Genomic DNA, 12627 nt, shown 5'->3' with positions numbered 1-12627 from the left:
GCTTTTTGTTAGTTCTAGTTCTAGGTGTAGACGTAGATGCTATACGCTAGGTTTAACCGTCTGACCGTTGTAGTACTTGTCTTTCATCTTAAGCGCCACGTTCACAAGGTAAATCAGCACAGGGACTTCAATCAGTGGACCGATAACGCCTGCAAACGCTTGGTCTGAGTTGATACCGAATACTGAGATAGCCACGGCAATCGCTAGCTCGAAGTTGTTACCTGTTGCTGTAAATGCAATTGATGCGTTCTTGTCGTACTCGATGCCCATCTTTTTACCGATGAAGAAACTGATGAAGAACATCGCAGTGAAGTAGATAGTCAGTGGAACCGCAATTAATAGAACGTCCATTGGCAGTTCAACAATCATTTCACCTTTCAGGCTGAACATCAGAACGATGGTTGCCAGTAGTGCAATCAGTGTGATTGGAGAGATGCGTGGAATAAATACGTCGTTGTACCACTGCTCGCCTTTCATCGACACAAGGATCTTACGGCTTAGGAAGCCCGCTAGGAATGGGATACCTAGGTAGATAAGTACACTGTGTGCAATGTCGATCATCGAGATATCAACCAACATGCCTTCGTAACCAAATACTGGTGGAAGAACGCTGATGAACAACCACGCCATAAAGCTGTAGCTCACCACTTGGAATGCACTGTTTAGAGCAACCAATGCCGCGCCGTACTCTTTGTTACCGCCGCCGATGTCGTTCCAAACCAGAACCATCGCCACACAACGAGCAAGACCAATCAGAATCACCCCAACCATGTAACCTGGGTGGTCTCCCAAGAAAGTTAGTGCCAATGCAAACATCAGAATTGGACCAACGATCCAGTTCATGATCAAAGAGAGCTTAATGGCTTTCTTATCTTTTACCACAGTGCCTAGCAGGTTGTAGTTAACCTTAGCCAGAGGTGGGTACATCATTAAGATAAGGCCAATCGCAAGCGGAATGTTAGTGGTGCCAACAGACATTGAATCGTTCCACTGTTCGATCTGTGGGAATAGGGTGCCGAGTAGTACACCAAGGCCCATGGCAATAAAAATCCACAGTGTTAAGTAGCGATCTAGAAAACCTAACTTTGGTTTCATGATAATCTCTCTTAGTTGATATCGTAAATCGTCGAAAAACGATTGGTTGTGGCAAAAAAACACGCTTAAAAGTAAAGGCTATCAAAGCCGATCATTCAAGCGTGAACTTCTATTTTAAAATGCTGTTAAATATCGATTCGAAGCGTTGAATATTGTCGCGGTCGATGCGGTAACACATCTTCGGCGGAATCGACTCAGCCGTAATAAAACCTGAGGCTTTCAATATTCTTAAGTGCTCTGATACCGTTGATTGAGCTAAACCCAATTCACTCACCAGATCACTGTTCAAGCAGCCGCCCGATTTTTCTAACGTGGAAAGGATACTCAATATACGTATTCTTGCTGGGTGAGCGAGTGCTTTCGCCAGTGCGGCCATTTGCTTTTCTGCTTTAGCATCACCGTGTTCGATGGGCAGAGAACAGCCACCAGATGTCGAGCAAGTTGAGTTCATATTGACGTCTCACTTTCATTAATCGTTAAAAGACGATTAATGATAAGCCTATTTTAAATAGGGGTCAATGCTCACTGTCTATTTGAACGAACTTTAAGGTGGCGATTCAGGGACTATGGTTGAACTCTGCTTTGACTCAGCTACGCAAAATGGCGTGAACATCGATTAAACGCCATTTTGCTCGGTTATCCGCTAGTTAAGAACGGTATAGCCTCGGTTGATCATACAGTTACGATTCACTTGAAACTTCTGCTGCTCAGATAGCTCGGCGGATTGTCTTTTTTGAGCACCGTGCTTTAAAGCGCCGCTGATAATACCGATGCCAGCACCAATTTTTGCACCATCATGACCACTCCCGCCAGAGACGGCTCCACCAACCGCACCCAGCGCTGCACCCTTAGCGGTTGAACCGACAATATCGCTGCCAAGAGAATCGACCTCTTCAGGCTTCACTTGTTGAGCGTATTGCTCACATTCATACAGATCGGCGTGATACTGTGTTTCATCAACACCTTTAGTATCGACAATGATTTGATTAGCAAATACTGAACTTGATGCTACAAGCAATATCGCTGCGATTGGAGAGAATGGAAATTTCACAATATAGACCTCTAGAGTATTCATTGCATTGTTAAAGTGACGTGTAGTTCTCGATGAAATCAAGGCGCCGATCGGTGTACTCACCAGAATCCAACATCTTAGATAACCCGCGAAGCGTGTTGTAAGGCTGAGAAACGGCCACCATGTTAATGAGCCAATACGGAATATCGCCACCTGGATCACTCAATACTCGATAAGAGATATGGGTGGTGTTTTCGTCGATTGGTGTCAGGATCCAACTCGCCTCTAATTCAGCCACTCTGATGATTTTTTTATTATTGTTTGGCAGGTAATCAGGCCTACCATGCTGATCAATGGTGACAACTATCGTCTTTGGATCTTGAGTGATGACGTTCTCTACGATAGCTTCACGATCGGCAACTGGCCAAGGTGCCTTGGTATAGGTTTTGGTGATCGTGTGCGCCGCACTAAAATGCTCTATTTCTTCCATGTCATCGATGTTTTCTACCCATTGCGTGCCAACAGAGGTATCGATAAAGAGTGCGATAATAGAAGTGAGGGACGCGTTGATGTCGCCTTCTGCTCGAAATTCTTTAAAGTGACTGCCTTCAATTTTACGGTTATAAACCTCGATGCCTTTTTTATCGCGTGCCAGTGACCAGCCATCGGTGTCTGATGCAAACACCGAAACTGAACAAGCAAGAAGAAGCAAAGTAATAATCTTATTCATCATGTTAATGAGCGCCCTTTCCAGCTGATTTTATTGGTTTTAGATAAGCGGTAACTGTTCAGCACGAGTAGGCTTTGAACACAAATACCGAAGGGTACGGTTAACGCAAATTTTGCGGGAACAAACAGTTCCTTAACCAAAATGAAGTAGGTGACGATCGACACCAAGAGCATCACAGAGCTGACAATGAGCGAATAAGCATGAATGGCAGACATGTCACTGATGAAGGCGTTCGCCGATACCAGCATCAAAAGCGGTCCCGCCCATGCGATGATGTTGGCTTTGATGAAGACTTTTAAAGCTTGTGCTTGCGATTGACAATTCACAATAAGATTCATGTTTTTGGAAAAGCCAGCCCAGATTGAGTTGAAGTCTGAATACATGTGCGTACTCATTAGTTTGTCTGCAAATGCCCAGAAAATCTTAAATCCATTGACCTTCATGACTTTTGCAAAGGCGATGTCTTCCGATATCGCGTTTGCTACTGCGGCGTGTCCACCGACTGCGTCGTAGGATTTTCGGGTAAACAACATCGCCTGACCGTTAGCAATCGCTTCTTCCTTAGTCATGTCGTTCGAGTTTTTAAAGTTCATATAAGATGCGATCGATAGAAAGATGCCCGGCAAGGTCGCTTTTTCTGCCACAGACGCAAAAGTTTGTTTTGGATTAAACGATAAGAGATCAGTTTTTTGTTGGATAGCAAAGTCGATAACGCTCTGTAGCATCGCGGGTGCTGAATCGGTATCTGCATCAATGAAATACACATATTCACCGCTCGCGTTGAGTGCGCCAGCCATACATGCATTGCTCTTACCAAGCCATCCGGTCGGTAACGTTCTACCTGAAATACAGCGCGCGTTAACGTCGAACTTACTGATCAATGCTTCTACTTTTGCACGGGTTGAGTCAGTAGAAAAGTCATCAACAACAATGACTTCAAACTTGTCTTTTGGGTAGCTCTGCTTCAATAGAGAGCCAAGGCTGATTTCAATATTGTCTTCTTCATTTCGCGCAGGAATAATGACGGAAACAGTCGGCCACTCAGTTCTTTTGAACGATATTTTAGGTTCAATGTGAATACGATGGCGCTCTAAGTTCGCAAGTGTGATTAGAAACTTGACGGTAACGATGCAAAGCAAGGTCGTAATAATAGCTAAAATCATAATGACTGTGGTCGGAATAAAGTGATGGAGAGACGGGAAAGAATATAGTGGAGTGTGATCTAACGCACATCTTGTATGTAGGACTTAACCCTTCAAACTGGAATGCGCTTCTGTTAGCGTTTGCCTTGGAAAGATGTGAAACAGTGACTGACAGGCGGTAAAATAAGCATTGTATTCACCAGCGACTCTAGCGATATAATCGAACCCAGAACCGTTACTCAAGATAACGAATGATCATAATCCAATAATAGGTACGCCCGACATGCCCCAACAAAACATCAAATTTATCGCGACTGATATGGATGGCACCTTACTCGATGAGCATGGAAAGCTCGACCCTGAGTTTTTCAATCTTTATGAGCGCTTAGAAGCGCAAGATATTATTTTTGCTGCCGCGTCTGGCCGCCAGTATTACAGCTTGCTAGAAACATTTTCCCCGCTTAAAGATCGCATGATGTTTATTGCTGAAAACGGCACATTAGTGATGCACAAAGGCCAAGAACTTTACAGCTGCTTGCTTGATACCGATGCCATTAAAGAGATCATTAAAGAAGCTCGAGCTATTGAAGGCGCGCATGTGGTGCTATGCGGTAAGAAATCGGCATACATCGAAACCAAAGATGAGCGTGCTCTGGCGGAGATCTCTAAGTACTACCATCGCCGTGAGCAAGTAGAAGACTTACTGGCGGTAGAAGACGATTTCATCAAGGTGGCTATCTGTCACTTCGACGGTTCACAAGAGAAAGTGAACCCAACTATTGATGCCAAATTCGGTGAGAACTACCAAGTGGTTGTAAGCGCAAAAATTTGGTTAGATGTGATGAACGCTGAAGCGTCAAAAGGTGCGGCGATTAAACATCTACAGAACACATTAGGTTTCACTTACGAGCAGACCATGAGCTTTGGTGATTACCTAAATGACTTGGAAATGCTTAAAGAGAGCTACCACTCTTACGCGATGGAAAACGCGCATCCAAAGTTAAAAGAGATCGCGCGTTTTGGCGCGCCAAGTAACGTTGACGCGGGTGTGTTCCAAGTACTTGAGAAGTTGCTAGCGTAACGCTCTTAAGCTAGATTCGATTTTTATCAAAGCCAACTCGTGAAAATGAGTTGGCTTTTTTGTTGGCTGCTGTTGTATTGAGTTAAATTTGAACGAGTGTTCAGCTTGTTGTAGTCTAACCAGAAAGATGGGTATTCACTTTGAATTGGATACGCCTTAGTAACGATATTTGGAATGATTATGAGCAAGAAACTTCAACTTGATATTATTTCTGACGTAATGTGCCCGTGGTGCGTAGTCGGTTACAAAAACTTAGAGCTAGCCGTTGCGGAACTTGGTTTAGAAGACCAGATTGAACTTGAATGGCAGCCGTTTGAGCTTAACCCTGACATGCCGCAAGAGGGCGAAAACCTGCGTGCCCATATCATGAGAAAATACGGTTCTAGCGCAGAAGAGAGCCAACGTTCACGAGAACAGCTTTCGGCTCGCGGCCAAGCGGTTGGTTTCGATTTCAATTTCTATGACAGTATGAGAATGGTCAATTCACGTCATCTACATGTACTTCTCGATTTTGCACTAGCGCACGGCAAACAGACTGAGTTAAAGCTACGCTTCTTTGCTGCTCACTTCACAGAGCAAAAAGACCTGTCCGATCTTGAAGTCATTGCACAAGAGCTTGAAGCGGTTGGCTTAGACTCAACGAAGGCACTGAAGCGCCTAAAGAACACCGACAACTTGAAGCAAATTGAAGCGCAAGAGTTTGAATGGCAACGCATGGGGATCTCTGCGGTTCCTACTGTGGTGTTCAACCGTAAGAGTGCAGTAACGGGCGCGCAGACGGTAGAAACCTACAAGCAGATTCTTCAAGAGCTTATTGCTGAATCATAAACGGATCATTGCTATCAATTAGAGTCTGAATTTCATGGAATCACTGTCACTCGCTCAAGCGCAAAAACTGGTATTGCTTTCGCAAAAGCTGCCGCCTAAGAAGTTGCCACCTAAAAAGCAACGCAATGGGGGCGCTTTGGCGAACACGTTGTCTGCGATTGAAAACCTTGGCTATGTGCAAATTGATACCATCTCTGTGATTCAGCGAGCTCACCACCACACGCTTTGGAATCGCAATCAAGATTACCAACTGAACCATCTTGATAAGCTGTTAGAGCGTCGAGAAGTATTTGAGTATTGGTCGCATGCCGCCGCGTATTTACCCATGCGTGACTTCCGATTCAGCCTACACCGCAAGAATGGCTTTGCGAGCGGTAAGCTCAAGCATTGGTATAAAAAGAATGACGCACTGATAGCTCATGTTCTCAAACGTATTGAGAATGAAGGGCCGTTGATGGCGAAAGATTTTGAAGGGGATAGGCCAAACCCCGGCGGTTGGGGCGGTAAACCGGCCAAGCAAGCATTAGAAACATTGTTCATGCAAGGCGACTTAATGGTGCCAAGCCGAGTTAACTTTCATAAGGTGTATGACCTAACCGAGCGAGTTTTACCGAGCGGAATTGATACCTCTGAGCCGACAGAACAAGAGTACATCGAGCATCTGATAACACGTTATTTAGAGGCTAACGGAGTTGGAATAGCGTCGGAAATGAGCTACCTACTCAAGAACACAAAGCCTTTGATTCAGAGAGCACTCCAACAGATGCTTGAAGATAAGCAGGTTCTGAAAGTAGATATTCAAGGCTCTGATTACTATGTCCTGCCAGGTGCTTTTGAACTGCTGAATCAACCTCTTTCCAGAACCAAGCTTAAGATACTGTCTCCGTTTGATAACCTGCTGATTCAACGAAAGCGAATGCAATCATTGTTCAACTTTGATTACCTCCTAGAATGCTATGTTCCAGAGGCCAAGCGTCAGTTTGGTTATTTTAGCTTACCGATTCTGTGGCAAGGTGAGCTGGTGGCACGAATGGATTGCAAGGTCGACAGGAAGAGTGGTTTGCTCAATATCCGTAACTTGGTTGTGGAAGAGCGAATTAAAAACCATGAGTTGTTGGTTCATGCTTTATGCGATGAACTAAAACACTTCATGGTGTTCAACCAATGTGATGAGATGATCGTCCATAACACCACGCCCTCTGATCTTGGCAAGCGCTTGATGAGCCAATGGCAAACAGTCTAGCGGTCTTTGTTGTTTAGAAAGCGCTTAGTTACTCAGCAAACGCAGCTAACAAGAACTCGACAAAGGTTCTGTTCTTCAACGACAGTTGCTTGGTTTTGTAGAGCAAGTGAATCGGCTTTGGTAACGGCGCCATGCCGGGTAGGATTTCCAACAGCGCTCCACGATCAATCTCTTCTGCGACTAAGATAGTCGGTTGCAACAACACGCCCACACCCTGCAGGGCGGCATACCGCAACACATCACCATTATTCGACATCAAGCGCACACGTTCTTTATTCGGTGTGGCGTGAGGAGCTTGGCTGCTGTAACTGAATCCAAGCGATGGGTGCTGCGCCAAGTCTTCCAATACTCTGATTTCAGCATGTTGGTTTAGGTAAGCGGGCGCCGCGCAGTAACACATCTCATAATCCCCTAAATACCTTGCGACCAAGCTTGAATCGTATAGGTCACCAATTCGCACAATCAGGTCAATGTCAGATGAATAAGGATCAACAAGGTCATTATTCAACATCAGCTCAACGTTAATGGTTGGGTGATGCGCGAGAAACTTAGCTACGATAGGGGCGAGTACCTTGTTTCCATAGGTGACAGGGCAGTTTATTTTTACCGTGCCTTGTGGTTGATTTTCCAAGGTTTGAATCAGGTTCTCTGCATTGCTGATGTCTTCGAGAATTCGCTTACACTCACGATAGTAAAGTTGTCCTGAATCGGTTAACGATTGCTTACGCGTGGTGCGGTGGATCAGCTGAGACTTCAAACTGGCTTCTAAGGAATGGACATGTTTGCTTATCATGGTCGCCGACAGGTTGAAGTGGTTTGCGGCGCTGCGAAAGCTACCTTGTTCCACCACATAGACGAAGACTTTCATGCTGGTTAACTTATCCATTGAACACTCTTGGTTGATAAACAATAAACAAAAGGTGAGTTTATCAATTATTAGGGGTTAATTATATTAATGGCAAACCGATAATTAACTAAAATAAGAGTGTGCAATGCCTCAAACGAATGAAACTATCTTTGTTACTGCCGAACTTAAGATCAAAACCAACATAGAACGAGCAGCTGCGCTCGAAGCTATCGAACAGTTTTGTTTAGACATGCAAAGCGAACCGGGCTGCCTACAAGCAATTGCAACCTATGATCAAAGCCAAAGCGATCGTGTGATCTTGCTTGAGCAATACGTAAACCGCGAGGCGATCAATCAGCACTTTGTGATGCCTCATACCCAAGCGTTTATTGAGCGTGATATTACCGAGTTGGTTCAAGCATTCGAAACGCAACGTGGGCCTATCAAAGCACAAGAGCAGGAGATCTAAGACATGAAATGGGGAATCCTAGGAACCAGCTTTATCTCAGGCGTAATGGCGGATGCGATTAAAGGCGATGCTCAAAGTGAGCTGTATGCTGTTGCTGGACGCACAGAGAAAACACTCAATGAGTTTGCTGCCCAATACCAGCCAACACGAACCTTCAACAACTATGAAGCCTTGATTGAAGATGAGTCGGTCGACATTATCTACATTGCTCTACCAAACCACGTTCATCATGAGTATGTGATTAAAGCGGCTCAAAAAGGCAAAGCGATCTTGTGTGAGAAGTCTTTGTCGGTAGATATGGAAAAAACCGAGCAAGCTTTACTAGCCGTGAAAGAAGCGGGCGTATTCTTTGCTGAAGGTTTGATGTATTTAAACCATCCACTTATCACCAAGCTTCATCAAGAACTGGCAACTGGTGAGATTGGCGAAGTGCGTTCAATTCAAGGTTCCTACGTTGCGGCGATTGATCAGTTCGTGAATCCTGCGAGCACAGGCGCGCTATACAACCTTGGCTGTTACCCAATGTCGCTGATTCACTCTGTTGCGCAGCAGCAATTTGGTGAGAGCGTGTTCGATGACGTGCAGATCTCAGCAATCGGTCGACGAGGCGAAGATGGCAATATCTGTGAATCGTCGGCGATGATGCATTTCAACGACCGTTTTACCGCACAAATCCACACTGCTGAAGACCACGGTTTAAAGCATGGTTTTACGATCCTAGGCAGCAAAGGCTGTATCACGCTAGATATTAATCCATGGCTACCGACGGCAGAAAACACGTTTACGGTAGAGATCTATGAAACGTCGACACGTGAAGTGAAAGTCGAAGCGCAAGGTGATGGTTTCCATTATCAAGTGCGCAATATCCGCCAAGCGGTTGAGCAAGGTGATACACAACTTGCTGCGCCAATGGCAACCCACCAAGACTCTCGCGTAATCATGAAGTTATTAACTGATTGGGAACAAGCGGCGAGCTAATGTTTTAGTAAATTCTATACTCGTCTCATGTTTGATCGCCTCGTAAGCTATCAAACATGAGGCGTTTCCTCTATATCTTCCAGTCGACTCTCCCCAATAAATACTTTGCATTTGAAACCGCCACAGTGTCCAATATCAGGTAGTACGAAACTGACCGAAAAACCTTATTTTTTAAGGTGTTAAATAGGACCTTTGCCGCATGCGTAAATCAGATAAGAAAATCGAGAATCAAATCAGAGACGTGTTAACTGACGTTTGTGAAGACACGCTGAAAGGCTTCGATGGTTTTTTGTGGGTGACTCACTCGGTCAACTTTTCCTCTTTTCCGCAAAGTTTGAAAATTGTCTGTGTATTCGATACCAATCAGGATAGAACGAACTTCTTAAGTGGCGAAGGTCAACAGAGTGTCTCAGGGGCTATTCAACAAGCGTTCAATCAAGTTGGAATTCAACTGAAGAATATCGATAAGCATGTTAGCTACGATACGCAAGAAAATTGCGATCGCGACCATCAAGGGAAGTGGAACAAGAGGCTTTAAGGAGCGTTGTCATCGTTCTTGTTTAGACAGCCTATCCAAATTGAGTTTCAATAGTGTGGCGCTCAAACTGAGATTCGATACAGCAAATCCAAGTCCTATTCTGAGTTCTAGGCTCTGATAACTTCTCATCTTCCAAACCGTATTATTCTCATTTTGAGAAAGTCTGAGCTGATTTCTCGTTAGCCGGAGATACTTGGTTTCCAAATAAAATTAAAATCACAAAAACTTATATTTTCCTTAATGCATTGATTTTGAATCGGCATTTGCTCGTTTTACTTGCCACCGATGAAACAAGACAGACGAGCACTTGAACAATAGAGCCATGTAGTCGATACTTTTTTCGTATTTTGATTCCTAAATTGACACGTAAGTTGGCTGACTTTTCGTTTTGTGATTTAAGGCATGACAGTATCGATTAGGAAATTTGAATCATGAAAACCTACATTTCTGGGCTGCTCGCACTCATACCGTCATGTTTAATCGCTGGTTACGCTTTTGCTGTTGGTACAGCGGTTGTGCTGCCAGGGCAACATGAAGTTGGTGTTGATCTTTTGGGCTCCCCACTATCTACGAATGCCGTCATTGATTGGGAAATTTCCAACAGTGATATTGTGTTCGGAGCTTATGCCGACAAAGCCGACAATGAGCGGGCCACGACAATTGGTTATATGTACAACCAAGTCATGGCGATGAACTCGGGTTGGTTGGAGAACGATCTCCGTAACCAAGCTGAGTTAGAAGGCCTCAATTTCGAAGACTATTTCCTGCACTTTTCTGAAGATACTGTCATTGCCGAAGTTGATAAAACTCATGGCGAAAAGACCCTTTTAAACCGAAAACCTATGATCTTGGGTTATACAGCCAGTGAAGACCATGCTGGTTTTTGGTTGTATCAAGAGCCTCCGTGGGATGCCGATGTGTTTGAGAATTTCGAACAGGGTGGGGCTTTGTATGTCTATCATGCTGAACAGTTCGAACGGCTGACCTTTAAGTTCTCACAGTTTGCTGGCAGCGGTGAATTTTGGATTGAATACCCAACTGCTATTGATTCTCAGGGTAGGGTTTCACAATGGGAAAGGCTTGATGTAAAGAAAGACAAAACGCTCAATATGACCAAAAACCAATCGGTGATCTGGAACCTTCCGGATAACTGGTTAAGAGCTACAACTCATGATGGGAGCGGTGCGAGTTATGGCGGCGGCCAGTATTTTGGTTCAACCTTTTTGAGAGATGGTGGGCGCTTATACGTTGTGAGAGTTCGTTGGCAAAGTGAGAATGCCGACGACAGGCCGCGTTTAAAAGAAGTAAAACTCAAAAACAGTTTTCCAACCGTCAAGTTAACCGATGCTCCGACTTCAACCCCGGACGGCAATGCTATCAGCCAATGGCGAAAAATCCGTGGTTTTGATGTGTCTGCAGACCTAGATGGTGATAACTACTTGTCGCCAAGCGAGTATCGAAATCGAACCAATAAGAACGCGACAGCACGTTTTCGTTGGGAATCAAGAGTGGTGCCATTTGGTCGAATGTGGAGCGCTAACTCATCTTGGTCGCTAACGAACGTCGCAAACGCGGATTATCTATCTGCTATTCATCGCTACTACAAGCAAAGCTGGGCAAGACAAGGTTTGAATGGTGCGTACAACGACGACACAAATAAACTCATTGGCTCGAACCAGTTCTATGTTCACTCTGGCGGGCATGTTCAAGAGTTAGGAGCTGTTGCGGGTTCGAATCAAGCGGATGATCTCTACAAGCAACAATTTTCAGCGTTTCTCAAAAATCTTTCTGCTTTAGAAAGTGATGCGTCGATTGGGTTGAATATCGGAACCGCGAACTTACTGGGTCGAAATGGACAGTCTCATCTTAGCGAGGCGGGCTCTCTGTATTTACGCGAGCACTACATTTTTCCGTCTACTGGGTTTAGTGGTTACTCGGGGATCTCAAAATTCTGGGATAATTCTGCGCTCGCCTACAATGGGCAAAGTGTTATTTTTCAGGCGACAACGCGTTATGGGCGAGTTCAGTATCTTGGAAATAGTGAAGATAATTGGAAGCAAGACCAATACTCGACCCTAGCGATCTACCACCTCAATCGACACGCTCAACATAGCTACTTTAATCAGTGGAACAATGGTTACGTCTATGGAAGTGGCAATACGACGGCTGACACTTTCTGGCAAAGTGGTGTCCCTAAAAACATCGCCTACCAACCCAGTTCGTTATTGGCCGTTGACTTGGGAGAGCCGAGTCATCAAATCCCACATGGCTTTGCGCCGATTCCTTTGATGCTTTCGACAACGACACCTCAGCCTGCTGACTACACCATCGTTGGCGATTCCTCGATGAACGAAATGGTGCATGCTGATCTGCCCAATGGTATCACTCACGTTCTACCGACGTTCACGTACTTTATGTATCAATCTGAAAATCAGGTGGTTGCTGGTGGCCCTGAGGACATGGTGTTAGCGAGAGAGTTCAGCAATGGTCGTGTGTTGTATCGCACGGATTTCCACGGTAAGAATCCGAGCTTTTATGACGCGGCAAAACTCACCATCGCGCTGGATGTTCCAATGAAACCTGTTGATGCTAACGGTAACGTTGGTGATTATGTGAGTGAAATAGAAATTGGCGGTTATGAAGGGCTGTTCTTACTTTATTAGA

13 protein-coding genes are annotated in these 12627 nt (G+C 44.8%); 7 read left to right on the top strand and 6 right to left on the bottom strand.

Features of this window, described 5'->3' with window-relative positions; translation table 11 throughout:
• Positions 1-39: 39 nt before the first annotated feature.
• From arsB to AB6E54_RS16135, 5 genes are all read right to left on the bottom strand, one after another.
• Entirely contained in the window at positions 40-1095 is a 1056-nt protein-coding gene (gene arsB / locus AB6E54_RS16155; protein WP_102332363.1) for an ACR3 family arsenite efflux transporter, read from the bottom strand.
• Positions 1096-1204: 109 nt separating this feature from the next.
• A complete protein-coding gene (locus AB6E54_RS16150) occupies positions 1205-1546 on the bottom strand; it encodes a helix-turn-helix transcriptional regulator (protein ID WP_017064015.1) in 342 nt (113 codons plus the stop codon).
• 192 nt (positions 1547-1738) lie between these two features.
• Positions 1739-2146 (bottom strand): glycine zipper family protein, encoded by a 408-nt coding sequence (locus tag AB6E54_RS16145; protein WP_029235181.1) that lies wholly within the window; start codon positions 2144-2146, stop codon positions 1739-1741.
• Positions 2147-2177: 31 nt separating this feature from the next.
• Positions 2178-2840, bottom strand: coding sequence for an START domain-containing protein (locus AB6E54_RS16140; RefSeq protein WP_372106974.1), 663 nt, complete (start codon positions 2838-2840; stop codon positions 2178-2180).
• A complete protein-coding gene (locus tag AB6E54_RS16135; RefSeq protein WP_017064013.1) occupies positions 2837-4000 on the bottom strand; it encodes a glycosyltransferase family 2 protein in 1164 nt (387 codons plus the stop codon). Before AB6E54_RS16135 ends, AB6E54_RS16140 begins: the two co-directional genes overlap by 4 nt.
• 262 nt (positions 4001-4262) lie before the next feature.
• Here AB6E54_RS16135 and AB6E54_RS16130 point away from each other — a divergent pair, with 262 nt between their 5' ends.
• From AB6E54_RS16130 to AB6E54_RS16120, 3 genes are all read left to right on the top strand, one after another.
• A complete protein-coding gene (locus AB6E54_RS16130) occupies positions 4263-5060 on the top strand; it encodes a Cof-type HAD-IIB family hydrolase (protein ID WP_017069716.1) in 798 nt (265 codons plus the stop codon).
• A gap of 180 nt (positions 5061-5240) precedes the next feature.
• Positions 5241-5888 carry a DsbA family oxidoreductase gene (locus AB6E54_RS16125; protein ID WP_017060931.1) on the top strand — a complete coding sequence of 216 codons (648 nt, stop codon included), beginning with the start codon at positions 5241-5243 and terminating at the stop codon, positions 5886-5888.
• A 34-nt stretch (positions 5889-5922) separates the two neighbouring features.
• Positions 5923-7131, top strand: a complete 1209-nt coding sequence (locus AB6E54_RS16120; protein WP_372106972.1) for a winged helix-turn-helix domain-containing protein — start codon at positions 5923-5925, stop codon at positions 7129-7131.
• Positions 7132-7159: 28 nt separating this feature from the next.
• On the opposite strand, the gene AB6E54_RS16115 is transcribed toward AB6E54_RS16120, so the two are convergent.
• On the bottom strand, positions 7160-8017 hold the full coding sequence (locus AB6E54_RS16115) for a LysR substrate-binding domain-containing protein (protein WP_372106970.1): 858 nt from the start codon (positions 8015-8017) through the stop codon (positions 7160-7162).
• A 106-nt stretch (positions 8018-8123) separates the two neighbouring features.
• Between AB6E54_RS16115 and AB6E54_RS16110 the strand changes: the two genes are divergently transcribed.
• The 4 genes from AB6E54_RS16110 (at position 8124) to AB6E54_RS16095 (ending at position 12626) form a co-directional block, all read left to right on the top strand.
• Positions 8124-8447: a putative quinol monooxygenase gene (locus tag AB6E54_RS16110; protein ID WP_229648088.1), complete on the top strand. Its 324-nt coding sequence runs from the start codon at positions 8124-8126 to the stop codon at positions 8445-8447.
• 3 nt (positions 8448-8450) lie between these two features.
• On the top strand, positions 8451-9425 hold the full coding sequence (locus AB6E54_RS16105) for a Gfo/Idh/MocA family protein (protein WP_372106969.1): 975 nt from the start codon (positions 8451-8453) through the stop codon (positions 9423-9425).
• Positions 9426-9624: 199 nt separating this feature from the next.
• A complete protein-coding gene (locus tag AB6E54_RS16100; protein ID WP_017060926.1) occupies positions 9625-9963 on the top strand; it encodes a hypothetical protein in 339 nt (112 codons plus the stop codon).
• Between the two features lie 431 nt (positions 9964-10394).
• Entirely contained in the window at positions 10395-12626 is a 2232-nt protein-coding gene (locus tag AB6E54_RS16095; protein WP_017064008.1) for a hypothetical protein, read from the top strand.
• Position 12627: the final 1 nt, after the last annotated feature.

Source organism: Vibrio sp. 10N.247.311.49 (assembly GCF_041467655.1).
Lineage (GTDB): Bacteria > Pseudomonadota > Gammaproteobacteria > Enterobacterales > Vibrionaceae > Vibrio > Vibrio crassostreae_C.
This window is presented reverse-complemented; position numbering and strand designations above follow the sequence as displayed.